The 24,750-nt window shown below is 72.6% G+C and carries 20 protein-coding genes; 5 read left to right on the forward strand and 15 right to left on the reverse strand.

Annotated features, from left to right (window positions below):
* Positions 1-6: 6 nt before the first annotated feature.
* On the reverse strand, positions 7-933 hold the full coding sequence (locus ACZ51S_RS24575; protein ID WP_468475876.1) for a proline dehydrogenase family protein: 927 nt from the start codon (positions 931-933) through the stop codon (positions 7-9).
* 200 nt (positions 934-1,133) lie between these two features.
* On the opposite strand from ACZ51S_RS24575, the gene ACZ51S_RS24580 reads away from it, so the two are divergent.
* Positions 1,134-2,348 (forward strand): PucR family transcriptional regulator, encoded by a 1,215-nt coding sequence (locus ACZ51S_RS24580; protein WP_468961992.1) that lies wholly within the window; start codon positions 1,134-1,136, stop codon positions 2,346-2,348.
* A gap of 7 nt (positions 2,349-2,355) precedes the next feature.
* On the opposite strand, the gene ACZ51S_RS24585 is transcribed toward ACZ51S_RS24580, so the two are convergent.
* The 8 genes from ACZ51S_RS24585 to ACZ51S_RS24620 form a co-directional block, all read right to left on the reverse strand.
* The gene (locus ACZ51S_RS24585) at positions 2,356-2,886 is read right to left on the reverse strand and encodes an RDD family protein (RefSeq protein ID WP_468475874.1); all 531 of its coding nucleotides are present in this window, start codon (positions 2,884-2,886) and stop codon (positions 2,356-2,358) included.
* Positions 2,883-3,497 carry a TetR/AcrR family transcriptional regulator gene (locus ACZ51S_RS24590; RefSeq protein WP_468475873.1) on the reverse strand — a complete coding sequence of 205 codons (615 nt, stop codon included), beginning with the start codon at positions 3,495-3,497 and terminating at the stop codon, positions 2,883-2,885. The genes ACZ51S_RS24585 and ACZ51S_RS24590 overlap by 4 nt, the downstream gene beginning before the upstream one ends.
* Before the next feature lie 164 nt (positions 3,498-3,661).
* Positions 3,662-5,251, reverse strand: a complete 1,590-nt coding sequence (gene serA / locus ACZ51S_RS24595; protein WP_388939954.1) for a phosphoglycerate dehydrogenase — start codon at positions 5,249-5,251, stop codon at positions 3,662-3,664.
* A gap of 290 nt (positions 5,252-5,541) precedes the next feature.
* Positions 5,542-6,543: a ketol-acid reductoisomerase gene (gene ilvC / locus ACZ51S_RS24600; RefSeq protein ID WP_468800570.1), complete on the reverse strand. Its 1,002-nt coding sequence runs from the start codon at positions 6,541-6,543 to the stop codon at positions 5,542-5,544.
* 124 nt (positions 6,544-6,667) lie between these two features.
* The gene (gene ilvN / locus ACZ51S_RS24605; protein WP_388939950.1) at positions 6,668-7,192 is read right to left on the reverse strand and encodes an acetolactate synthase small subunit; all 525 of its coding nucleotides are present in this window, start codon (positions 7,190-7,192) and stop codon (positions 6,668-6,670) included.
* Positions 7,193-7,224: 32 nt separating this feature from the next.
* A complete protein-coding gene (locus ACZ51S_RS24610; RefSeq protein WP_468475871.1) occupies positions 7,225-9,111 on the reverse strand; it encodes an acetolactate synthase large subunit in 1,887 nt (628 codons plus the stop codon).
* 227 nt (positions 9,112-9,338) lie between these two features.
* A complete protein-coding gene (locus tag ACZ51S_RS24615; RefSeq protein WP_468475870.1) occupies positions 9,339-12,212 on the reverse strand; it encodes a putative bifunctional diguanylate cyclase/phosphodiesterase in 2,874 nt (957 codons plus the stop codon).
* 318 nt (positions 12,213-12,530) lie between these two features.
* A complete protein-coding gene (locus ACZ51S_RS24620; protein WP_468800575.1) occupies positions 12,531-13,478 on the reverse strand; it encodes a 2-hydroxyacid dehydrogenase in 948 nt (315 codons plus the stop codon).
* Between the two features lie 84 nt (positions 13,479-13,562).
* Between ACZ51S_RS24620 and ACZ51S_RS24625 the strand changes: the two genes are divergently transcribed.
* From ACZ51S_RS24625 to ACZ51S_RS24635, 3 genes are all read left to right on the forward strand, one after another.
* Complete coding sequence (locus ACZ51S_RS24625) at positions 13,563-14,570, forward strand: aldo/keto reductase (RefSeq protein WP_468961995.1); 1,008 nt, start codon at positions 13,563-13,565, stop codon at positions 14,568-14,570.
* Between the two features lie 162 nt (positions 14,571-14,732).
* On the forward strand, positions 14,733-15,980 hold the full coding sequence (locus ACZ51S_RS24630; RefSeq protein WP_468961997.1) for a PQQ-dependent sugar dehydrogenase: 1,248 nt from the start codon (positions 14,733-14,735) through the stop codon (positions 15,978-15,980).
* Positions 15,981-16,029: 49 nt separating this feature from the next.
* Positions 16,030-16,242 (forward strand): DUF6191 domain-containing protein, encoded by a 213-nt coding sequence (locus tag ACZ51S_RS24635; RefSeq protein ID WP_468801111.1) that lies wholly within the window; start codon positions 16,030-16,032, stop codon positions 16,240-16,242.
* Here ACZ51S_RS24635 and ACZ51S_RS24640 read toward each other — a convergent pair.
* The 6 genes from ACZ51S_RS24640 to ACZ51S_RS24665 all read right to left on the reverse strand — a co-directional run bounded on the left by ACZ51S_RS24640 (position 16,239) and on the right by ACZ51S_RS24665 (position 23,838).
* The gene (locus ACZ51S_RS24640; protein ID WP_468962068.1) at positions 16,239-19,295 is read right to left on the reverse strand and encodes a helix-turn-helix transcriptional regulator; all 3,057 of its coding nucleotides are present in this window, start codon (positions 19,293-19,295) and stop codon (positions 16,239-16,241) included. The genes ACZ51S_RS24635 and ACZ51S_RS24640 overlap by 4 nt on opposite strands.
* Positions 19,296-19,376: 81 nt before the next feature.
* Entirely contained in the window at positions 19,377-19,574 is a 198-nt protein-coding gene (locus ACZ51S_RS24645) for a hypothetical protein (protein ID WP_388939938.1), read from the reverse strand.
* A gap of 157 nt (positions 19,575-19,731) precedes the next feature.
* Positions 19,732-20,331: a hypothetical protein gene (locus ACZ51S_RS24650; protein ID WP_468475866.1), complete on the reverse strand. Its 600-nt coding sequence runs from the start codon at positions 20,329-20,331 to the stop codon at positions 19,732-19,734.
* Between the two features lie 88 nt (positions 20,332-20,419).
* The gene (locus ACZ51S_RS24655) at positions 20,420-20,974 is read right to left on the reverse strand and encodes a GNAT family N-acetyltransferase (RefSeq protein ID WP_468475865.1); all 555 of its coding nucleotides are present in this window, start codon (positions 20,972-20,974) and stop codon (positions 20,420-20,422) included.
* Positions 20,975-21,001: 27 nt separating this feature from the next.
* A complete protein-coding gene (locus tag ACZ51S_RS24660) occupies positions 21,002-23,236 on the reverse strand; it encodes an MMPL family transporter (RefSeq protein ID WP_468961999.1) in 2,235 nt (744 codons plus the stop codon).
* A gap of 209 nt (positions 23,237-23,445) precedes the next feature.
* On the reverse strand, positions 23,446-23,838 hold the full coding sequence (locus ACZ51S_RS24665; RefSeq protein ID WP_388939932.1) for a cupin domain-containing protein: 393 nt from the start codon (positions 23,836-23,838) through the stop codon (positions 23,446-23,448).
* A gap of 59 nt (positions 23,839-23,897) precedes the next feature.
* Between ACZ51S_RS24665 and ACZ51S_RS24670 the strand changes: the two genes are divergently transcribed.
* Positions 23,898-24,710, forward strand: a complete 813-nt coding sequence (locus ACZ51S_RS24670; protein ID WP_468962070.1) for a GNAT family N-acetyltransferase — start codon at positions 23,898-23,900, stop codon at positions 24,708-24,710.
* Positions 24,711-24,750 lie beyond the last annotated feature (40 nt).

Genomic DNA, 24,750 nt, shown 5'->3' on the forward strand with positions numbered 1-24,750 from the left:
CTTGACCTAGTTCTTGGTGATCATCGAGCGGAGGAAGAAGAGCAGGTTGGCCGGCTTCTCGGCGAGGCGGCGCATGAAGTAGCCGTACCAGTCGGTGCCGTAGGCCGTGTAGACGCGCATCCGGTGGCCCTCGGCGGCGAGCCGCAGGTGCTCCTCGCTGCGGATGCCGTACAGCATCTGGAACTCGTACTCGTCCAGTTTGCGCCCGGCCTGCCGGGCGAGCTCCTGGGCGATGGCGATGAGGCGCGGGTCGTGCGACCCGATCATCGGGTAGCCCTCGCCCTCCATCAGGATCTTCATGATCCGGACGTACGCCTTGTCGATCTCGGCCTTGTCCTGGTACGCGACCTCGGCGGGCTCCTTGTACGCGCCCTTCACGATCCGGACGCGGCTGCCGGCGGCGGCCAGCCGGCGGGCGTCGGCCTCGGTGCGGAAGAGGTAGGCCTGGATCACGCAGCCGGTCTGCGGGAAGTCCCGGCGCAGCTCCTCGTGGATGGCGAACATCGAGTCGAGGGTGGTGTGGTCCTCGGCGTCCAGCGTGACGGTGGTGCCGATGGCGGCGGCGGCCTCGACAACCGGCCGGACGTTGGCGAGGGCCAGCTCGTGGCCGCCCTCCAGCGCCTGGCCGAACATGGACAGCTTGACCGACATCTCGACCGTCTCGCCGAGCTGAAGCTCCTTGAGGCGCTGGATCAGCTCCAGGTAGGCGTCCCGGGCCGCGTAGGACTGCTCGACGGCGGTGATGTCCTCGCCGACGACGTCGAGGGTGACCTCGAGGCCCTTGCGCGTCAGCTCCTCGACGATCGGGATGACCTGGTCGACCGTCTCACCGGGGATGAACCGGTTGACCACCGGCTTGGTCACCGGGGCGGCGGAAACGATACGGCGCATCTTGTCGCTGCGCGAGGCGGCGAGGATCGCGGGACCCAGCACGGGGCACCTCCAACGGGTGGCAGAAGCGGACGAACGGACGCCGCGGGGGTGGTGCTGCGGCCGTAGGGAAAACGCGAGTGAAACCACCGTGAAACCTAAGGATCTCCACGATCCTCTGCCATCGACAGCTGTCACGCATCCGTGGCCCGGATCTCATACATCTGTCTGAAGGGGCGGCCGCGGAGTGGGAGAATGGCCGCGTGAAAGGCGATTACCAGGACCTGGTGGACGAGATCTCGGCGCTGCTCGGCGCCCCGGCGACGCTGGAGAACCGGGACTTCCGCCTCATCGCCTTCGGCGCCCACGACAGCGAGGACGACCTCGTGATGGACCCGGTGCGCACCCGCTCGATCCTGACCCGGCAGTCGACGGCGGCCGTCCGGGCCTGGTTCGAGGGCTTCGGCATCGCGCGCGCCACCGGCCCGGTGCGCATCCCGGCGGCCCCGGACGCGGGCGTCTTCCGGGGACGGATCTGCCTGCCGGTGCGGTACCGGGGCATCGTGCAGGGCTACGTGTGGCTCCTCGACCAGGATCCGGGCCCGGGTCCGGCCACCCTGGAGGCCGCCATGGACGTGGCCCGGCGGATCGGGGTGCTGCTCGCCGAGGAGGCCAGGGCGGGCGCCGGCCTCTCCCGGGAGTTCCTGGCGGTGCTGACCGCCGGCCCGGGCTGGCAGCAGGACATGGCGGTGGCCGCGCTGCGGGTGGCGCTGGGGCCCGGGGCCGAGGGACCGCACGCCGCCGTGTGCGTGGCCCCGTGGTCCGGGGAGGCTCCGGGGTCGGTGCCCGGGGCGGCGGCGGTGTGCGTGGTCCCGGCGGGGGGCGAGGGCCCGGACGGCGGGGATGCCGGTCCCGCGCCGGCGGCGCTCGCGGTGCTGCTGCGGTTGCGGTCGGGGGACGCGACGGCTCCGGCCCTGGCGGCGGCCGGGCGGCTGCTGCCGTCGGCGGCGGCTCCGGCGGCCGGGCCGGGCGGCGGTGCGCGGGGCCCGTCCGGGGGCGGCGCCGTCACCGCCGGGCTGTCCGACCCGGTCCGCGCGCTCACGGAGCTGCCCGCCGCCTGGGCCCAGGCCACCGCCGCCGCCCGGGCGGCGGCCGCGCAGCCGGGGCTGGGGCCGGTGGCGCGGTGGGCGGGGATCGGGCCGTACCGGATGCTGGCCGCCGTGGCCGCGGGCCCGGCGGACGACCCGGCGACCCGGGCCCTGCTGGCGCCGGCCCACCGGGAACTGGCCCGCAGCGCCGAGGTGTTCCTCGACTGCGCGGGGCAGGCGGGCCGCGCGGCGGCGGAGCTGGGCATCCACCGCCAGACCCTGTACTACCGGCTGGGCCGGGTCGAGCAGCTGACGGGGCTCGACCTGGACGCCGGCGAGGACAGGCTGCTGCTCCACATGGCGCTCAAGGCCGCCCGCCTGCGGGCCTGAGCGCCGTTCAGGCGGAGGTCGGGCGGCGGTGGATGACCGCGCTGCCGACGGCCTTGTCGTGGATGCCGAGGGCGTCGGGGCTGAGCGTCATGGAGGACGCGTTGGCCACGGCCAGCAAGGGGATGCCGGTGACCACCAGGTTGGTGAGGTGGCGGACCACCGCCTGCCCGTAGGAGAGGCGCCCGCCCCCGCGGGCGACGACCTCCATGCCCATCAGCCGCTTGCCGGGCGTCGCCCCCCGGCGCGAGACGGACAGCGGCGAGTAGAGCAGCACGAAGGCCGCCGTCCAGGCCGCCGCGGCCGACTGCCAGGCGGTACTGGATTCCCGGTCGGGCAGGGCGAGGACTCCGAGCACCCGGTCGAACCCGAGGAGCGGTACGAGGATCACCACGACGGCGATGGTCAGGTCCACGGCCGTGGCGGCGCAGCGCCGCATGATCCCGGCCGGGGAGCCGGGCAGCGGCCGGGCGTCCGGGATGCGGCCCACGGGCGGCAGCGGGCCGAGGTCGTCCCCGGCGGACAGGAACCCGGATCTCATCGGGTCTGCTCCAGCGGGCGTCCGGCGGATCCGCCCGCGGCGGCCGTCAGCCCCTCCGCGATGCGGCGGAGCCCCTCGGTGAACTCCTCGGCGGAGGCGGCGGTGCCGGGGTCGAGCAGCCACTGGATCATCAGGCCGTTGAGCAGCGCCTGGCAGACGGAGCCGAGGGTGCGCTCGTCGCGTTCGGTGAGCTCCTCCTCGGGGGTGCCGGTGAGGAGCGAGATCAGGCCGCGACGGCCCTCGGCCTGGGAGGCGGCGAGCATCCCCCGCAGCTGCGGCAGCCGTTCGCCGCTCAGCGCGACCTCCATGCTGGCCGCCCAGACGGGGGCGGAGGTGTCGTGCTGGGCGAGGACCCCTTCCCACAGGGCGCGCAGGCGCTCCAGGGAGCCGTCCTCACCGGGCATGCCGTCCTGGAAGGCCGTTTCGCCCCACTGCTGCATCAGGGCGATGAACGCCTGGGTGAGCAGGGCGTCCTTGGAACCGTAGTGGTAGCCGATGGAGGCCAGGTTCGTGCCGGAGGCGCCGACGATGTCGCGCGCGGTGGTGCGTACGAAACCTTTCTCGACCAGGCACTTCTTGGCGCCTTCGAGGAGATCCTCTTTGTGTCCCATGGCCGTCACCGTAGCAAGGCGGCCGTCCTGGACGAAGGTCTCGCACGCAGTGTTTATACATCCGTCATATACGGGCGTCCCACCCGTACGCGCCCCCTCGGGCAGGGGGTGACACGAAGGGGCCCGGGGTTGACGCCCCGGGCCCCTTCGACGGCGTGCGACGGTCAGCCGAGGTTGACCGTACGGGCCGAGGCGGCGCCGATCTCCGCCGAGATGGCCGCGAGGACGTCCGCCGGGACCGCCGCGTCGACGGTGAGGACGACGAGCGCCTCGCCGCCCTCCTCGGCGCGGGCGACCTGCATGCCCGCGATGTTCAGACCGGCCTCGCCGAGGAGCTGGCCGACCTTGCCGACGACGCCCGGGCGGTCGGTGTAGCGCAGGACGATCATGTGGTCGGCCAGGGCCAGGTCCACGTCGTACTCACCGACGCCCACGATCTTCTGAAGGTGCTTCGGGCCGGCGAGCGTGCCGGAGACGGACACCTCCTGGCCGTCCGACAGGGTGCCGCGGACGGTCACCACGTTGCGGTGGTCCGGGGACTCCGAGCTGGTGGTCAGTCGGACCTCGACGCCGCGCTCCTGCGCGAACAGCGGGGCGTTGACGTAGGAGACCGTCTCGTCGACGACGTCCTCGAAGACACCCTTGAGGGCGGAGAGTTCCAGCACCTTGACGTCGTGCTGGGTGATCTCGCCGCAGACCTCGACGTCGAGGCGGACCGCGACCTCGCCCGCGAGGGCGGTGAAGATGCGGCCGAGCTTCTCGGCGAGCGGCAGGCCCGGACGGACGTCCTCGGCGATGACACCGCCCTGGACGTTGACCGCGTCCGGCACGAGCTCGCCGGCGAGGGCGAGCCGCACCGACTTGGCCACCGCGATGCCGGCCTTCTCCTGGGCCTCGTCCGTGGACGCTCCGAGGTGCGGGGTGCAGACGACCTGGTCGAGCTCGAAGAGCGGGGAGTCCGTGCAGGGCTCCTTCGCGTACACGTCGAGGCCGGCGCCGGCGACGCGGCCCTCCTTGATGGCCGAGTACAGCGCGGCCTCGTCCACGATCCCGCCGCGCGCGGCGTTGACGATGCGGACGGACGGCTTCACCTTGTGCAGGGCCTCGTCCCCGATGAGACCGACGGTCTCGGGGGTCTTCGGCAGGTGCACGGTGATGAAGTCGGCGACCTCGAGCAGCTCGTCCAGCGTCAGCATCTTGACGCCCATCTGGGCGGCGCGCGCGGGCTGTACGTACGGGTCGTACGCGACGACCTTCATGCCGAAGGCCGACATGCGCTGGGCGACCAGGACACCGATGCGGCCGAGGCCGACGACGCCGAGGGTCTTCTCGCTGAGCTCGACGCCCGTGTACTTGTTCCGCTTCCACTCGCCGTTCTTCAGGGCGGTGTTGGCCTGCGGAATGTTGCGGGCGGTGGCCACGAGCAGGCCGCAGGCCAGCTCGGCGGCGGTGACGATGTTGGAGGTCGGGGCGTTCACGACCATGACGCCCGCCTTGGTGGCGGCGGAGACGTCGACGTTGTCGAGGCCGACACCGGCGCGGGCGACGACCTTCAGCTTCTTGGCCGCGGCGATGGCCTCGGCGTCCACCTTGGTGGCGGAGCGGACGAGGATCGCGTCGACGTCCGTGATCGCGGGGAGCAGCTCGGCGCGGTCGGCGCCGTTGACGTGCCGGATCTCGAAGTCCGGACCGAGCGCGTCCACCGTGGCGGGCGACAGCTCTTCGGCGATGAGTACGACAGGTTTCGAGCTCACGTGGGTCCTCACAAGTCCAGTGCGGACGGCCGTCCCGACGGCCGCAGGCGGTGGAGGGGGTAGCCGCGTGGAAGACGCACGACACTGTGGGCCTGACGCGTTGTGTTCAGCAGTGTAGTAGCGGTTCGGGCGCGGATTTCCTCCTGTACGGAAGGATCACCCGTCCGGGATTGGCCGGGGTGGACAATCCGCGCTATCCGAGGGCTACATTCCGGTGAACCTCGACCGGTGGAGCCGGCGGATGCGCGGCGGGGCCGGGACGCACCGTCCCGGCCCCGCCGTTCACGAGATCAGCTCTCGTCGTTGTCGACCCAGCTCATCAGCTTGCGCAGCTTCTTGCCGGTGGTCTCCAGCAGGTGCTCGGAGTCCGCCTTCTTGTACTCGTTGTACTTCGGCAGACCGGCCTTGTACTCGGCCATCCACTCCTCGGCGAACTTGCCGCTCTGGATCTCCTCCAGGACCTTCTTCATCTCGGCCTTGGTGGCGTCGGTGATGACGCGCGGGCCGGTGATGTAGTCGCCCCACTCGGCGGTCTCGGAGACCGACCAGCGCATCTTCTCCAGGCCGCCCTCGTACATGAGGTCGACGATGAGCTTCAGCTCGTGCAGGCACTCGAAGTACGCGATCTCCGGCTGGTAGCCGGCCTCGGTCAGGGTCTCGAAACCGGCCTTGACCAGAGCGGAGGCGCCACCGCACAGGACGGCCTGCTCACCGAACAGGTCGGTCTCGGTCTCCTCGGTGAAGGTGGTCTTGATGACGCCGGCGCGGGTGCCGCCGATGCCGGCCGCGTACGACAGGGCCAGGGCGAAGGCGTTGCCCGAGAAGTCCTGCTCGACGGCGGCGATGCACGGAACGCCGCGGCCCTCCTCGTACTGACGGCGGACCAGGTGGCCCGGGCCCTTCGGGGCGACCAGGGCGACGTCCACGTTGGCCGGGGGCTTGATGAAGCCGTAGCGGACGTTGAAGCCGTGGCCGAAGAAGAGCGCGTCGCCCTCCTGCAGGTGGTCCTTGATGGACGCCTCGTAGATCTCGGCCTGGAGCGGGTCCGGGGTCAGGATCATGATGACGTTCGCCCACTCGGCGGCCTCGGCCACGGAGACGACCTTCAGGCCCTGCTCCTCGGCCTTGGCCTTGGAGCTGGAGCCCTCCTTGAGGCCGACGACGACGTCGACGCCGGAGTCACGGAGCGACAGCGCGTGGGCGTGGCCCTGGCTGCCGTAACCGATGACCGCGACCTTGCGGCCCTGGATGATGGACAGGTCGGCGTCGTTCTCGTAGAACAGCTCGGCCACTGGGATATCTCCTTGGTGCGCTGGTGTTGCTCCCACCGTACGGCGGGGAACGGAATAAGAGTTTCTCGGTCTCGCTATGCGGGCCGGCGTGTCAGCCCCGCGTCCTGAACCGGACGCGCGGGGCTCAGGCGCTGCGCTCGAGGGAGCGCAGGCTGCGGTCCGTGATGGACCGTCCGCCACGCCCTATGGCGATGGTGCCGGACTGCACGAGCTCCTTGATGCCGAAGGGCTCCAGCATCTTGAGCATGGCGCCGAGCTTGTCGCTGCCGCCGGTGGCCTCGATGGTGACGGCCTCCGGGGAGACGTCGACGGTCTTGGCGCGGAACAGCTGGACGATCTCGACGATCTGCGAGCGGGTCTCGTTGTCGGCGCGGACCTTCACGAGGACGAGCTCGCGCTCGATGGCGTTCGACGGCTCCAGCTCGACGATCTTGAGCACGTTGACCAGCTTGTTGAGCTGCTTGGTCACCTGCTCCAGCGGAAGGTCCTCGACGTTGACCACGATGGTGATGCGGGAGATGTCGGGGTGCTCGGTGACGCCGACCGCGAGGGAGTCGATGTTGAACCCGCGGCGGGAGAACAGCGCGGCGATCCGGGCGAGGATGCCGGGCGTGTTCTCGACCAGGACGGAGAGCGTGTGCTTGGACATGTGAGTCGTTCTCTCTCTCGGGCTCTCTCGGCTCAGTCGTCTTCGTTGTCGCCGAAGTCGGGGCGGACGCCCCGGGCTGCCATGACCTCGTCGTTGGAGGTGCCGGCGGCGACCATCGGCCACACCATGGCGTCCTCGTGGACGATGAAGTCGATCACGACCGGGCGGTCGTTGATCGCGTTGGCCTCGGCGATGACCTTGTCCAGGTCCGCCGGGTCCTCGCAGCGCAGCGCGACGCAGCCCATGGCCTCGGACAGCTTGACGAAGTCCGGGACGCGGGTGCCCTTGCGGGGCGCGTTGGACTCGCCGAGCTGCGAGCCCACGGTGTCGTGGCCCGTCTCGTCCGCGTGCAGCACGGTGTTGGAGTACCGCTGGTTGTAGAACAGGGTCTGCCACTGGCGGACCATGCCCAGCGCACCGTTGTTGATGATCGCGACCTTGATCGGGATGTTGTTCAGCGCGCAGGTGACCAGTTCCTGATTGGTCATCTGGAAGCAGCCGTCGCCGTCGATCGCCCAGACGGTGCGCTCCGGCATCCCGACCTTGGCGCCCATCGCGGCGGGGACCGCGTAGCCCATGGTTCCGGCGCCGCCGGAGTTCAGCCAGGTGCGCGGCTCCTCGTACTTGACGAAGTGCGAGGCCCACATCTGGTGCTGGCCGACGCCCGCCGCGAAGATCGTGCTCTTGGGTGCGAGCGCGCCGATCCGCTCGATGACCTGCTGCGGGGAGAGCATGCCGTCCTCGGGCAGGTCGTAGCCCAGCGGGTAGGTCTCGCGCCAGCGGTTGAGGTCCTTCCACCAGGCGGTGTAGTCGCCCGCGTGGCCCTCCGTGTGCTCGGCCTGGACGGCCTGGATCAGGTCGGCGATCACCTCGCGGGCGTCGCCCACGATCGGGACGTCGACCTCCCGGTTCTTGCCGATCTCGGCCGGGTCGATGTCCGCGTGGATGACCTTGGCGAAGGGGGCGAAGCTGTCCAGCTTGCCGGTGACGCGGTCGTCGAAGCGGGTGCCGAGCGCGATCAGCAGGTCCGACTTCTGCAGCGCGGTGACACCGGTGACGGAGCCGTGCATGCCCGGCATGCCGACGTGCAGCGGGTGGCTGTCGGGGAAGGAGCCCAGGGCCATCAGCGTGGTGGCGACCGGGACGCCGGTCAGCTCGGCGAGGACCTTGAGCTCGGCCGTGGCACCGGACTTCATGACGCCGCCGCCGACGTACAGGACGGGGCGCTTGGCCTGGCAGATGAGCTTGGCGGCCTCGCGGATCTGCTTGGCGTGGGGCTTGGTGACGGGCCGGTAGCCGGGCAGGTCCGTGGCGGGCGGCCAGGAGAACGTGGTCTTCGCCTGGAGGGCGTCCTTGGCGATGTCGACCAGGACCGGGCCGGGGCGGCCGGTGGAGGCGATGTGGAAGGCCTCGGCGATCGTCCTCGGGATGTCCTCGGCCTTGGTGACCAGGAAGTTGTGCTTGGTGATCGGCATGGTGATGCCGACGATGTCCGCCTCCTGGAAGGCGTCGGTGCCGATCGCCTTGGAGGAGACCTGGCCCGTGATGGCGACGAGCGGGACGGAGTCCATGTGCGCGTCGGCGATCGGGGTGACCAGGTTGGTGGCGCCCGGGCCGGACGTGGCCATGCAGACGCCGACCTTGCCGGTGGCCTGGGCGTAGCCGGTGGCGGCGTGGCCGGCCCCCTGCTCGTGGCGGACCAGGATGTGACGGACCCTCTTGCTGTCCATCATCGGGTCGTAGGCCGGGAGGATGGCGCCGCCCGGGATACCGAAGACGGTGTCGCACCCCACCTCTTCGAGAGAGCGGATGAGGGACTGCGCACCCGTCACGTGCTCAACTGCGGCGGACTGCTGTCCGCCCGTACGGGGCCGCGGCTGCGGATGGTGGGCCCCGGAGGCCTGCTCGGTCATCGGCATTCTCTTCTCGAAGCTGAGGGTTTTACGAGGAGCGGGGGTGCTCCGGATCAGGTCCGGAGACGTGTGCCAGTGCAACAAAAAACCCCTCGTGCCGGGTGGCAAGCGAGGGGAGCGCGTCGGTGGTGTCGAGCGGGGACATGCAGGCCCCAGCTTCAGCCGACGCGCTTTCCAAGTACGAGAATTCGGGTGCGCATGGCATTGACCCTCCCTCCGGCGGGAGGTGGATGTCAAGCGGGTGGGACGGGCGTCTCATTATGTGAGCCCCCATGGATGACCATCGAGCCACCGGACGAGCCTCCGGCCAAGGCCGGCTGGGCCGTACCGCCCGGTACTGGGAACGTACCTCTCACGAGCGAGCGGCGCAGCCTGTATTCGTCGAGTGGTCCGGAGAAGGCCGCGCCCTGGCCGTGGGTGCACCCCATCGCCCGCAGGGCCAGCACCTGCTCGGGGTGGTCCACCCCGTCGGCCACGGACTGCATGCCGAGGTCGTTTGCGATGCGCAACAATCCAGCCGTGATCTTGTGCAGCCTGGCCGATTCGACCACGCCTTCGACCAGCCCCCGGTCCAGTTTGAGCAGGTCCACCGGGAGGCGGCGCAGGGCGCTGATGGCCGCGTAGCCGCTGCCGAAGCCATCGAGGGCGATCCGTACGCCGAGCCGGTGCAGGGCCGTCAGGCGGCGCTCCAGCTCGTCGAAGGGCACCCTGGGGTCGGAGGCGGCCAGTTCCAGCACGAGGGCGCCGGAGGGCAGCCCGTGGCGGTTCAGGAGGGCCTCCACGCTCCCCCCGGGCACGGAGAGGTCCAGCAGCCGCTGGGCGGTCATCCGGACGGCCACTGGTACGCCGTGCCCCGCCCGGTGCCGCTCGGCGGCCTGCTCCACCGCCTGTTCGAGGAGCCATCGGCCCAGTTCGGCCGTGCGGGAGGCGTCCGGCCCGGCGGCCGGGCCGCCCTCGCTGTGCTCGGCCACCCGGAGGAATTCGGCGGGGGTGAAGAGGATCCCCTGGGCCGAACGCCAGCGGGCCTGCGCGGCGACCGCCGTGACCTCGCCGGTGGCCAGGCAGACCACGGGCTGGTGCAGCAGGGCGAAGTCACCGTCGTGCAGGGCGGTGCGCAGCCGCCCGGCCAGCTCGGCCTTGCGGACGATCTCGGCCTGCATCTGCGGCGCGTACAGCTCGACCCGGTCCTTGCCGCCCGCCTTGGCCCGGTACATCGCGAGGTCCGCGTTGCGCATGAGGTCCGCGGGGGTGATGCCGGGGTCGGCGAAGGCGACGCCGATGCTGGCGGCCACCCGGACCTCGCTCCCGGCGATGCGGTAGGGCTGGGAGAGGGTGGCGCGCAGCCGGTCGGCGATGTCGTGGACCTGGCACTCGCGGGCACTGCGGTCGCGGCTGCCGTCGCCGAGGATGAGCGCGGCGAACTCGTCGCCGCCGAGCCGGGCGGCGGTGTCCCCGGCCCGGACGGCGTCCTGGAGGCGGCGGGCGGCCTCGATGAGCAGCTCGTCGCCGGCCTGGTGGCCGATGGTGTCGTTGACGGCCTTGAAGCCGTCGAGGTCGATGAAGAGCACGGCGGTGCTGTGGTCGCCGGCCCGGCGGCCGGTGAGGGCCTGGCGGACCCGGCGGGTGAACAGGGCCCGGTTGGGCAGGTCGGTCAGCGGGTCGTGCTCGGCGCTGTGCTGGAGCTGGGCCTGGAGGCGGACCCGCTCGGTGACGTCGCGGCTGTTGAGGATGAGCCCGCCTTGGTGGCGGTTGACCGTGGACTCCACGTTCAGCCACTCGCCGCCGCCCGACCTGAAGCGGCACTCGATGCGGGTGGTGGGCTCCTCGGCGGGCGGGGCGGCCAGGAAGCGGCGCACCTCGTGGACCACCCGGCCGAGGTCCTCGGGGTGGATCAGGGCGGCGAGCTCCGTGCCGACCAGCTCCTCCGCCTCGCGGCCGTAGACCCCGGCGGCGGCGGGGCTGACGTAGCGCAGGGTCCCGGTGGGCGCGGCGATCATGATGACGTCGCTGGAGCCCTGGACCAGGGATCGGAAGTGGTTCTCCTTCTGGGCCAGTTCCTGGGTGAGCGCGATGTTGTCGAGGAGCATGATGCCCTGCCGGATGACGAGGGCGAGGACGACGGTGCAGCCGGTGAAGACCACCATCCGGTCGACCTTCCGGCCGTCCACGACGTTGGCCAGGATGCCGAGGGTGCAGACGGCGGCCGCGAGGTACGGGGTGAGGGCGGGCAGCGAGCCGGTGATGGGACGGCTGTGCGGCCGGTCGTGGCGCGGCGGCGAGGGGCGGGGCGCCGGTTCGGGCCGGCGGGCGCCCCAGGGGGCGTACGCGAGCAGCAGCGAGCCCGCGAACCAGCCGGCGTCGAGGATCTCCCCGGAGCTGTACGTGGTGTTGAGCAGCGGCGAGGTGAACAGCGCGTCGCTCAGGACGGTCAGGGCGAGGGCCGCGATCGCCGTGTTGACCGCCGAGCGGTTGTTCGCCGAGCGCCGGAAGTGCAGCACCAGGACCATCGAGACCAGCGCGATGTCGAGGAGCGGGTACGCGAGCGAGAGCGCGGCGCGCAGCACGTTGCCGGGGGCGCCCGACTGGGCGGTGCGGGCGGCGTTGGCGAGGGCCAGGCTCCAGGAGAGGGTCAGCAGGGAGCCGCCGATGAGCCAGGAGTCGAGGCCGAGGCAGACCCAACCGGCGCGGGTGACCGGGCGTTTGGCCAGGACGAGCAGGCCCACGATGGCGGGCGGTGCGAAGCAGAGGAAGGCGAAGTCGGCGATCGAGGGCTCGGGGAGCTTCTGGTCGAGGACCACCTCGTACCAGCCCCAGACCGCGTTCCCCAGGCCGCCCATGAGCGAGGAGAAGGCGAACATCAGCCAGGCGGGGCGCTCACGCCGGTCGATCGTGCGGGCGTAGTGGTAGCAGGAGAACGCGGCCAGTAATCCGGCGGCGCTGAGCCCGAAGTCGCCCATGATCTTGGCGAGTTCGTCCGACCCCCAGCCGAGGGCGGCCCCGACGGCGTAGCCGCCGCTCACGAGTGCGAGGAGGACTTGCGCCGCGATGCTCCGGCCGCCGCCCGTGACCGGCGACCGGGTCAGGAGCGCCGCCCCCTGGGCGCTCACCGGTGCCCCTCGCCGGACGGTTCTGGCGCAACCCAGTGTCGGCGGCGCCGCCTCCGGCGGCTCTGCCGCATCGGATCCTTCGTCCATTGGCCGTGCATCGCCCGTCGCCCCCCAAAGTGTCCGATCACTCCCCAGCGCCAGACGTACGTGGCGCAGCCCCTTGTTCCGGACGATACACCACTTTCGTCACTCAGCGACATAGCTTCTCTACGCTCAGTTACCATGAGGGGGGTCGTGGCCACCGTTCGCGTCGGGATGGCCGCCGCCCTGCCGCCGGACCTGCGCGCGCGCTGCTTCCGGGGCGGGGGCGCGCCCGCCTCAGTCCTTGATCAGCACGGTGTTGCCGACTTCCTGCCCGGCGGCGAACCGGGTGAGCTGGCGGGCCACGAGCCGCTTCGCCCTGGGCTCGAACGCCGAGCTGCTGCCGCCCACATGGGGGGTGATCAGCACGTTGGGAGCGTGCCAGAGGGGGTGGCCCGCGGGCAGCGGCTCGGGGTCCGTGACGTCGAGGGCGGCGCGCAGCCGGCCGGCCTCCAGCTCCGCCAGCAGGGCGGCGGTGTCGACGACCGGCCCCCGCGAGACGTTCACCAGGAGGGCGCCGTCCTTCATCCGCCCGAGGAAGGCGGCGCCGGCGAGGCCCCGGGTGTCCTCGGTCAGCGGGGTGGTCAGCACCACCACGTCCGCCTCGGGCAGGAGGGCGGGGAGATCGGCGAGGGCGTGGACCGGGCCGTGCGGGGCGGTGCGGGCCGAGCGGGCGACGCGCGTGATCCGGCCGCACTCGAAGGGGACGAGCCGGTCCTCGACGGCCTCGCCGATCGCCCCGTAGCCGACGATCAGGACGGACCGGTCCGCGAGGGCCGCGTAGAAGCCGCCGCGCCACTCCTCCCGGTCCTGGCCGCGCACCATGCCGGGGATGCCGCGCAGGGAGGCGAGGGTGAGGGTGAGGGCGAGCTCGGCGGTGCTGGCCTCGTGGACGCCGCGGGCGTTGCACAGCCGGACGCCCGGGCGGAGGTCGCCGAGGCCGGGCAGGACGTGGTCGATGCCGGCGGTGAGGGTCTGCACCACGCGCAGGGCGGGCATCGCCGCGAGCGGACGCAGGGTCACCTCCTGGGACTTCATGTACGGGGTGACGTAGAAGACGCAGTCGGCCGGATCGGCCGGAAAGGTGTCCTCTCCGTCCCACTGGCGGTAGCGGAAGCAGTCGGGGAGGCCGTCGATCTGTCCGGGCGGGAAGGGGAGCCAGACGTCCCCGGTCGTCGCAGTCATGATCGCGAGGCTATGCGAAGGGAACTGGATCAAGCCGTTAGTTTGAAGGCCGGACCGGGACCGGGCCGGAAGGGGGACGCAGGGGTGGAGCGCAGGTCGATCGGGTCGGGACCGCTGACGGTGGGAGCCATAGGGCTCGGCTGCATGCCGATGAGCTGGGCCTACGCGCCTTCGCGCCGGCGGGGCGAGGAATCGCTGCGCACCTTGCACACGGCGCTGGACCTGGGGGCGAACCTGCTGGACACGGCCGATCTGTACGGGCCGTTCACCAACGAGCTGGTGCTGGGCCGGGTGCTGCGGGAGCGGCGGGCCGAGGCCTTCGTCTCCGCCAAGGTGGGGCTGCGGGCGGGTGAGGGGCACGTGGTGGCCGACGGGCGGCCGGGGTACGTGCGGCGGGCGTGCGACGCCTCGTTGAGGCGGCTGCGGACCGACGTCATAGACCTCTACCAGCTGCACCGGGTGGATCCGGAGGTGCCCGTGGAGGAGACCTGGGGAGCCATGGCGGAGCTGGTGGGCGCCGGGAAGGTACGGGCGCTGGGGTTCTGCGCACTGGGTGCGGGGGCCGGGCCGGGTGCGGGGCGCCGGGGGGACCGGGGGTACCGCACGACCGTGCGGCAGCTGGAGCGGGTGCAGCAGGTGTTCCCGGTGACGGCGGTGCAGGCGGAGCTGTCCGTGTGGTCGCCGGAGGCGGCGTGGCAGCTGCTGCCGTGGTGTGCGGCGCGGGGGGTGGGGCTGCTGGCGGCGATGCCGCTGGGCAGCGGGTTCCTGACCGGGACGCTGACGCCGGGGCAGGGTTTCGAGGACGCGGACGTGCGTGCGCGGCACCCTCGGTTCACGGCGCACGCGATGGCCTCCAACCAGGTACTGGTGGCGGGGCTGCGGCGGGTGGCCCGGCGGCGGGGGCCCGGGGTCACGGCGGCGCAGGTGGCGCTGGCCTGGGTGCTGGCGCAGGGACCGCACGTGGTGCCGGTGCCGGGGGCGGAGCGGGCGCAGTGGGCGGCGGAGAACGCCGCGGCGGCCGAGGTACGCCTCACGGCCGGGGAGCTGGCCGAGATAGCGGGGCTGCCGGCGGCGGTGGGAGCCTGGGACTAGCGGGCGCCTCCGGATCTCTCCGGCTTCCCCACATCCACTCGATCGGGTGTACGAGGGATGGAACTTCGGGAGCGGCCGGGTCTGTTGAGTCATGTGAAGGGCAGGACTGGAGGGCACGAGGCTGGGACGGACGGCTGAGGACGGCCGGAGGGGAGCGGGACCATGCGGTACGGGCGGTTTCAGGAGGACGGGGCGCGGGGCCCGGGGGCGGCGCCGGGGTACGGGGGCGGGCCCGCGCGGCGCCGGGGCGTGCTGGCGGCGCTCGCGCTGGCGGGGTGCGGTGCCCTGCTGGCGGCGGGCTGCTCCCCGCCGGACGGCGAACGGGCCGGGCCTGGCGGTTCGCCACCGGGCTCGCCGCCGACGGGAGCGGCGTCCCCTGGGGCCTCGGGCCGTCCGGAGGCGTCGGGGCCGCCGGCGAAGGGGTCGGTGACGGTGTCGGGAGAGGTGGCCAAGGGCCTGGACACCCCCTGGGGCGTGGCCCCGCTGCCCGGCGGGGACCTGCTGGTCGCCTCCCGGGACAAGGGCACCATCAGCCGGGTGCGGACGGACACGGGTGCGGTGACGCGGATCGGGGAGGTCCCCGGGGTCGCCCCGGGCGGGGAGGGCGGACTCCTGGGTCTGGCCGTGTCCCCGACCTTCGCCTCGGACCGGATGGTCTACGCGTACTTCACGACCGAGTCCGACAACCGCATCGCCCGGATGCGGTACGACGAGCAGAGACCGGCCGGGCAGCAACTGGGCGCGCCGGACACGGTGTTCCGGGGCATCCCCAAGGGGCTGATCCACAACGGCGGCCGGATCGCCTTCGGCCCGGACCGGATGCTCTACGCCGGCACGGGGGAGACCGGGGACACGTCGCTGGCGCAGGACCGGAAATCGCCCGGCGGGAAGATCCTGCGGATGACCCCGGACGGGCAGCCGGCGCACGGCAATCCGGAAGCCGGCTCCGTCGTCTACTCGTACGGGCACCGCAATGTGCAGGGCCTCGCCTGGGACGAGGACAAGCGGCTGTGGGCGTCCGAGTTCGGCCAGCGGACCTGGGACGAGCTGAACCTCATCGAGCCGGGTGGCAACTACGGCTGGCCGGAGGCGGAGGGGAAGGCGGGCAAGGCCGGGTTCCGTGATCCGGTGGCGGTGTGGAAACCGGACGAGGCGTCGCCGAGCGGGATCGCCTGGGCGGAGGGCTCGATCTGGATGGCCGGACTGAAGGGCGAGCGGCTATGGCGGATCCCGCTGAAGGGGGCTGCCCCGGCGGCGGAGCCTGAGGCCTTCCTCCAGGGGAAGTACGGCCGGCTGCGCACGGTGGTACCCCTCGGCGGGGACGGCTTGCTGCTGGTGACGAGCGAGACGGACGGGCGCGGTTCGCCGGAAGCGGGCGACGACAGGATCCTGACACTGACGGTGCGGTGACCTGAACGGCTCCGGAAGGGGCGGAAGGCAGGGTGGACGCGTGTTCAACATGATCGAGGAGCTGTTCAACCCGGGACGCAAGCACACGGACGAGGAGAAGAAGCGGCTGGAGCTGTCCCGGACCGACGTCGGTGACGGCGATCCGGGACGGGGGCCCATAGACCTCGACTCCGGCAAGGTGCTCATACGCCCCGCCGCCGAGGCGGTCCGGGACCCTGGCGCCGACGGGACCGACGGAGCCGACGAGGCCGACCAGGTCTAGAGGCGCGCGGCCGGGGCCGCCGGGGCGAGGGGGGTGGCGAAGAGGCGCAGCCGGTGGGCGAGTGCCGCGGCCTCGCCCCGGCTCGCGACGCCGAGCTTGGCCAGGATGTTCGAGACGTGCACGCTGGCCGTCTTCGGGGAGATGAAGAGCTCCTCCGCGATCCGGCGGTTGGTGCCGCCCGCCGCTACGAGGCGCAGGACGTCCCGCTCGCGGCTGGTCAGGCCCAGGGCCTCGATGGGATCGGCGTCCGGGGCCGGTGCGGCCGGCCGGGACTCCTCGGCGGTCAGCGGGAGCCGGGCGCGCTGTGCGAGCAGGGCCAGGTCCTCGCGGAGCCGTCGGGCACCGAGCCCGTCGGCGGCGGCGTGGGCGTCGCGCAGCAGGTCGGCGGCCGTCTCCCGGTCCCCGCCGGAGACCAGCAGGGCCTCGGCGAGCCGGTGGCGGGCCCGGGCGAGCAGGTACGGGCGCTGGAGCGGGCGTACGGCCGCCTCGACCGCGGTCCAGTCGGCGACGGTGTCGCGGGCCTCGGCGCGGAGCAGCTCGGCCCGCAGGTACTCGGCGTGCGCGGTCCACAGGGGCACCGGGGTGGCCAGGGTCCGCGCGGCGGTGCGCAGCACCTCCAGGGCGGCGCCCCTGCCGGCGTCGGCCGCCGACAGGCCCCGGGCGTCGGCCTCGGCGGAGGCGGAGGCCAGCAGCAGGGGCCAGGCGTAGCGGTGGTGGCCCAGCGGGAAGCCGTGGGCGACGGCGTCCGCGGTCTCGGCGCGGACGCCGTCTATCCGGCCCTCTCCGTCGGCCAGACCGATGGCGAGCCGGTAGAGCGGGAGCCGGTGCTGGGGCTGGCTGTCGTGGGTGCCGAAGTGGGTCTGCGCGGCGGCGAGTTGCTGGGCGGCCTCGGCGAGTTCTCCGCGGGCCAGGGCCAGGTAGGCCAGGCGCGCGGAGGCGGAGCCGCGGGGGGCGGCGCTCTGTCCGACGCGCAGGGTGCGGCGGGCGGCCTCGGCGGCTTCGTCCCAGCGGCCGAGGCTGTACAGGCTCTCCGCCATGTTCCCGCAGACCCAGGCCTCGGTGTCCAGGAGCCGGGACCTGCTGACGAGTTCGACCCCTTGTTCGGCCAGTTCCACCGCTTCGCGGGACCGGCCCATGGCTTCGAGTTGAGAGGTGATGTTGACGTGTGCGCGACCCGCGACCACGGTGAACCCGAGTTCGGTGGCGCGGTCCTTGACCGCGTGGAGTTCGGCGAGGCCGGTGGCACCGTCACCGGAGTCGGTGAGCAGGCAGCCGTAGGTGATCCGGGCGTTGAGCTCGGTCTCCTCGGCGCCGATCATGCGGGCGTATTCCACGGCCCGTTCGGCCGCGGCGAGATTGCCGGGGCCGGGGTTGTGGAGCATGCCCCAGCCCGCGGCTCGGACGAGGACGTCGGCGTGCACCTGGGACGGGGGCAGCCCCTTGACCAGTTCCTGGGCCTTGGCTATCTCCTGCCAGCCGTCGCCCCGGCCGAGGTTGGCGACGAGGCGGGAGCGCTCGGTCCAGAACCAGGCGGCGCGCAGCGGGTCGTCGCGGTCCTCCTCGAGGGTGCGCAGGGCCAGCTTGGTGAGCTTCAGGGCCCGTTCGCGGTCACCGCCGAAGCGGGCGGCGACGGTGGCCTCGGCGAGCAGGTCGAGCCGCTGGAGCGGGGTGGTGGCCGGGTCGCAGCCGCAGGGCGGGTACACCTCGGTGTAGTCCGCGGGGCGCAGGTCGGCGCGTACTTCGTCGGGGACGCTGTCCCACAGGTCCATGGCCCGCTCCAGCAGGCTGAGCTGCTCGGAGTAGGCGTGCCGGCGGCGGGCGGTGACGGAGGCGGCGAGGACGGCGGGCAGCGCCTTGGCGGGGTCGTTGGCGGCGTACCAGTAGTTGGCCAGGCGGATGACCCGCTCCTCGGCACGGACCAGCGACCCGTCGGCCTCCATGGCCTCGGCGTAGCGGCGGTTGACGCGGGCGCGCTCGCCGGGCAGCAGGTCGTCGCTGACGGCCTCGCGGACCAGCGAGTGGCGGAAGCGGTAGCCGTCGCCGTCGGTGGTGGCGAGGAGGATGTTGGCGCCGACGGCGGCCCGCAGGGCCTCGATCAGTTCGTCCTCGCCGAGCCGGACCACGGCGCGCAGCAGGGCGTACTCGACGGTGGAGCCGCCCTCGGCGACGATGCGCACCACGCGCTGGGCGGCGTCGGGCAGTACCTCGACGCGGACGAGCAGGAGGTCGCGCAGGGATTCGGTGAGCCCGGTGCGGCAGCCGCTCTCCCGGGAGGCGACGAGTTCCTCGACGAAGAAGGCGTTGCCGTCGGAGCGGTCGAAGACGGAGTCGACGAAGGTCTCCTCCGGCTGCGAGGCGAGGATCCCGGCGAGCTGGCGGCGCACCTCGGCCCGGTTGAAGCGGGGCAGTTCGATGCGGTGGACGGTGCGGAGCCGGTCGAGTTCGGCGAGGAGCGGGCGCAGCGGGTGGCGGCGGTGGATGTCGTCGGCGCGGTAGGTCGCGACGAGGACGAGCCGGCCCCGGCCGAGGGTGCGGAAGAGGTAGGCGAGGAGGTGCCGGGTGGAGGTGTCCGCCCAGTGCAGGTCTTCCAGGACGAGGACGACGGTGCGGTCGGCCGCGAGCCGTTCCAGCATCCTGGCGGTCAGTTCGAAGAGCCGGGCGGTGCTCTCCTCGTCGTGGGGGCCCCGGGGGGTCTCGCCGAGTTCGGGGAGGATGCGGGCGAGTTCGTCCTCCTGTCCGGCGGCCGCTTCCGCCAGTTCGTCGGGGAGCAGCCGCAGGAGGGTGCGCAGGGCGGTGGAGAAAGGGGCGAAGGGAAGTCCCTCCGCCCCGATCTCCACACAGCCGCCGACTGCCACCACGGCTCCGCGGCGGGCGGCCTCCGTGAGGAACTCCTCGGTCAGGCGGGTCTTGCCGACCCCGGCCTCTCCCCCGATGAGCAGGGCCTGCGGCTCCTGGCCGGCGGCACGCGCCAGGGCGTCGACGAGTACGGCCAGTTCGTCGGCTCGGCCGACGAACACCGGGCTGACAGATCTGGTCTCCACGCCGCCGAGCATCGCACACGGGTCCGGTCCGGCGGCAGTCGTTATCGGTGCGCTCGTCATCTCGGGTCACTCCGGGCGGGCCCGCGGCGCGGGTCAGGCGGCGCGGGTGAAGAGACTGCGGTGCCTACTCACCGGCCTTTCGGATTCCTGGCTCCGAGAGGAGGCGCGGGAGGCCTTCTTGGCCTCCTGGGCGATCCGGTACCGGTCGGCCTCGCGGATGAGGTCGGCGCGGCGGGCGGTGGCGATCTCGTACTCGAACATCTCGTCTCCCTGGTTGCTCTTCTCGGGCACCTCGTTCGGTGTGATCCGAGAATCGCGTCCCAGAGGGGTGCGGCACATGGGGCTCATGCCGCATCTCCTGGGTGCCGGGGTCCTTAGACCGGGGCCCGGTGCCCCTGAGGAGGCCTGGGGCGGCCTAAGACCGGGGGGAGATCCCGTAAGGCGGTGCCTACTGGGCGGCCGTGGGGAGCGGGAAGAGCAGGTCGAAGTACATGAGGCCGAAGAGCAGGACCCCGATGAGCCCCAGGGCGACGGCGGCCCAGGAGACGGAGCGGACCCAGGCGGGGTGGACCCGGCCGGGGGCGCCGAAGGCCGGGCCGGCGAGGACGAGGACGGCGAGGAGGAGGGCGAGGGTGGAAAGGACACCGTTGACGACGGCGGTCATGTGCCAGGCGTCGCCGTACAGGGCGGCGATCTTCTCCTTGGCGGTGGTCGCGCTGACCGATTCGATCTGGCCGATGAGCGTCTGGCGCTCGGCCGCGACGCGGGACACCCAGCTGCCGCTGAGGGCGACGAGGCCCAGACCGGCGGCGACGACGGCGGATGCGGCGGCCCCTACGCCGGTGCTCCGCTCGGGGGCGTCCTCCCAGGTGTCGTCGGCGTCCGCGTCCTCGGCGTCTTCGGCGTCTTCGGCGGTGTCGGCCGGGGCGCCGTCGAGGCCGGCGGCCGCCGTCCCGGCTGTGGCGGCCTCGTCCGGGGTACCGGGGGCCTTGTCCTCGGCGGCGTCCGCGTCGGGGGCGGCGGGGGCGGGGGTCTTGGTGGTGTCCATGCCGGGCACCGTAGGCGGCGTTTCTGAGAGGTTCCTGAGAGGGCGGCGGACGCTGCGCCGGTGGTGGCGGCGGGCCCCTGGCGGGGCCCTAGGCGGGGCGGGCGGCGGCCCACTCGTGGGCGAGGACGGCCCAGATCTCGGTGTCCTGGCGGACGCCGCGGTGGAGGTGGTTCTGCCGCATGACGCCGTCGCGGGTCAGTCCGAGGCGTTCGGCGAGGGCGATGCTCTTCTCGTTGCCGGAGGCCACGTGCCATTCCACGCGGTGCATGCCGCGCACGTCGAAGGCCCAGTCGATCAGGACCCGGCAGGCCTTGGCGACCAGGCCCCGGCCGGCCGCCGCGGGCTCCAGCCAGCAGCCGACCTCGCAGTTGCCGGCGGCGGCGTCGAATTCCCGGAAGAGGACCCCGCCGACGAGGGCGCCGCCGACGCGGATGCCGTAGAGCCGGGCGCCGTCCCTGGCGGCCTCCTCCGCCTTGGAGCCGAGCAGGTGCCGCGCCGAGGCGAGGTCGGTGACGCGGTCCGGCAGCCCGATGTACCGGCCGATGAACTCGCGGCCCCGGTCCATGTGCGCCAGGAACTCCTCGGCGTGCCACACCTCCAGCGGGAACAGCTGGGCGTCGTCGGCCAGTTCTATCGCGAACATCTGTGCTTCCTTACGGCTCGTGACCGGTCAGCGGGGCGTGCGGGCCGGTTCGGCATGGTCCGCTTCCGGCCGCTGCGACGGAAGTGTCGCACGGGGAGTGGCGCGTTCCGGCGGCTCGATGCTGATGCGGGGCAGTCGGCGGTCCAGCCATGCGGGGATCCACCAGTTGGCGCCGCCGAGCATGTGCATGAGCGCCGGAACGAGCAGGGTGCGCAGGACGAAGGCGTCGAGCGCGACGGCGGCGGCGAGCGCGATGCCGAACATCGCGATGAGCCGGTCGCCGCTGAGCACGAAGGCCAGGAAGACGGAGATCATGATGACGGCCGCCGAGTTGATCACCCGGCTGGTCTCGGCGAGGCCCACACGGACGGCCCGCCGGTTGTCGCCGGTCTCCAGCCACTCCTCGTACATCCGGCTGACCAGGAAGACCTGGTAGTCCATGGACAGGCCGAAGAGCACCGACACCATGATCACCGGCAGGAAGGGCTCGATCGGCCCGGCGCTGCCCAGGCCCAGCGGTTCGCTCCCCCAGCCCCACTGGAAGACCACGACGACGACGCCGAAGGAGGAGGCGACGGCGGCGACGTTCATGGCGGCGGCCTTGAGCGGGATGCCGATGGACCGGAAGGCGAGCAGCAGCAGGACGCACCCGAGGGCGATGACCACCCCGACGAAGAGCGGCAGCTTGCCGACGATCACCTCGGCGAAGTCGTCGTAGCCGGCGGTGACCCCGCCGACGTGGGCGTCCATGGTGCTGCCGTGCCCGGCGCGCGGGATGACGTCCCGGCGCAGGGTCTCGACCAGCTCGCTCGTGGCGCGGGCTTGCGGGGCGGAGTCCGGTATGACGGTGAGGACGGCGGTGTCCCCGCTGCGGTTGAAGACGGCCGGGCCGGCGGAGGCGACTCCTTCGGTGGTGCGCAGGGTTTCCGTCAGCCGCTCGACGGCTATGCGGTCCCCGGCGCCGTCGAGCCGGGCGACGATGCTGAGCGGGCCGTTCGTACCGGGCCCGAACCCGTCCGCGAGCAGGTCGTAGGCCTTGCGGGTGGTGGAGGCGGCCGGGTTGTTGCCCTGGTCGGAGGTGCCGAGGTGGAGCGAGAGGGTCGGCAGCGCCAGCACCACCATCACCAGGGTCGCGACCGCTCCGAGCAGTTTGGGGTGGCGCTCCACGAAGGCGGACCAGCGGGCGGCGAACCCGGTGGGCGGCTGGGGCCGGGGTCCGTCGGCGGCGAGCCGGCGCCGTTCGCGGCGCGAGAGGGCCCGCATGCCGATGTACGAGAGGAGGGCGGGCAGCAGGGTGACGGAGGCGGCCACCGTCAGGGTGACGGTGAGGGACGCGGCGATGGCGACCCCGTCGAGGAAGTTCAGCCGCAGCACCAGCATGCCGAGCAGCGCGATGCAGACGGTGGCCCCGGCGAAGACGACGGCACGGCCCGTGGTGGCGACGGCGCCGGCGGCGGCTTCCTCGACGGTGAGCCCGCGCGCCAGGCCCTTGCGGTGCCGGGTGACGATGAACAGGGCGTAGTCGATGCCGACGCCGAGGCCGACGAGGGTGCCCAGCATCGGGGCGAAGTCGGCGACGGGCATGGCGTGCCCGAGCAGGGTGATGCCGAAGTAGGCGCTGCCGACGCTGACGAGTGCGGTCGCGAGGGGCAGCAGGCTCGCGGCGAGGGAGCCGAAGGCGAGGAAGAGGACGACGGCGGCGATGCCCACGCCGATGACCTCGGCGAGGTGGGCGCTGGGCGCCTCGGTCAGGCCGATGGCGCGGCCGCCGAGTTCGACCTGGAGCCCGTCCGCCTGGGTGGTCGCGTTCTTCGCGGTGTCGACGACGGCCTTGGCCTGGGCCCGGGGTACGGAGTCGGCCTGCCGGTCGAAGGTGACCACCGCGTAGGCGGTGCGTCCGTCGCGGCTGATCTGCGCGGCGCCGGCGGGGCCCGGTGCGTAGGGGCTCGCGACCGAGGCCACTCCGGGCAGGGCGGCGACGGCGTGCAGGGCCCGGGTCATGCGCTGCTCCACGTCCGGGGTGCGTGCCGTCCGGTGGTCAGGGGCCCGCCACACGATGGTGTCGGTGTCGCCGCCCTGGTCGCGGAAGCCCTCGCGCAGCAGGGCGTGGGCCTTGGCGGACTCCGTGCCCGGGACCTCGTAGTCGCTGGAGAACGCGGTTCCGGCGGCCCCGGCCGCCGCGGCGGTCCCGCCGAGGGCGAGCAGCCAGATCAGGACGGTGACCAGTCGGTGCCGCAGGCACCACCGTGCGATTGCTGCCAACGGACGTGCTCCCTGGTGGTTCGGATCTTCAGCGGGAGGCAGCCCGGCGCAAAGAACTCATGAACTCGTGAACTTGTGAAGGTTCGGCCGCGAAATCCCGTCGCGGCCAGGGTGGTATACACCTCGATCGACACGATTCCAGCCTTTCGTGATCGTCGGCTGGTTTCGTGTGCATCGTCACAGGCTTGGGGGGAGATGCGGGACCTCGGTCACCGGCGCTCCGGGGCGGACGGCTCATCGGCCCGGTAGCCGGGGAGCGAGGGCCAGCGCACGGTGAGGACCACCGTGTCCTCCTCGGCGTACCAGGAGTGGTCGACCCCGCGGCCCCAGACCACGTAGTCCCCCTGCTCGGCGAGGACCACGGTGCGGCCGGGGAACTCCAGCCGGAACCGGCCGCTGATCAGCACCTGGAGGGCGGTGCGCCGCTCGCCGGTCACCCACCGCTCGCGTTCCTCCCCCTTGGGATGGACCCCCCACTTGATCTCGACGTCCTCGCTGTGGCGGGGATCGCCGGCGCTCTTGAAGTGGCCGAGGAGCCAGCCCCGGTCGGCGGCGGCGTCGGGGGTGGCCTTGCCGGTGTAGATGGCGGAGTCGTCGTTCACGGGCCGAGGTTAATGCAGTTGTACGCCCGCCCCGACACTGGTCAGCTCCTCCCATGAAGATGAACCCCGATGAACTTTCGGCAGTGCGCGACCGCTACGACGCGCAGATGCGGCGCGACGCGCGGCCCGACGCCGCGCACGCGCGGGTGGAGCGGGTGGGCGCGGTCGTACGCCAGACCGTGCCCGGGCTCGGCTGGAACGGCGTGCTCTGGTCGGACCTCGACGAGGACACGGCGGACGCCGAGATCGCGGCGCAGGTGGCGCACTTCGGGGCGCGCGGCGAGGACGGGGGCGGACCGGAGTTCGAGTGGAAGCTGTACTCCCACGACCGCCCGGCGGACCTCGGGGACCGGCTGCTCGCGGCGGGGTTCGTACCGGAGGCGCCGGAGACCCTGCTGGTGGGGCGGACGGCCGATCTCGCCGCCATGCCGGTGGAGCCGCCCGACGGGATCACCCTGCGGGTGGTGACGGACGAGGCCGGGGTGGACCTGATGATGGAGGTCCACCACCGGGCCTTCGGCACCGAGCGGCCCCGGATCCGTGAGCAGGTGCTCAGCCGGCTGCGGGAAGAGCCGGACACCATCGAGGCCGTCGTGGCGATGGCCGGGGACGTCCCGGTCAGCGCCGCCCGGATGGAGATGCGGCTGGGCGGCGCCTTCGCCGGCCTGTGGGGCGGCGGCACGGACCCGCGGTGGCGCGGCCGCGGCATCTACCGGCTGCTGGTGGCCCACCGCGCCCGTGTGGCGGCGGCCCGGAACATCCCCTACCTCCAGGTGGACGCCTCGGACGACAGCCGTCCGATCCTGGAACGCCTGGGCTTCGGCGTCCTCGGCGTGACGACCCCGTACGTGTGGCGGGGCGACGGAGCCTGACCCGGCCGCGCGCCGCCTCCGCCCCGAACCCGGGGCGCCT

It is taken from the genome of Streptomyces sp. NPDC034043 (genome assembly GCF_055575675.1).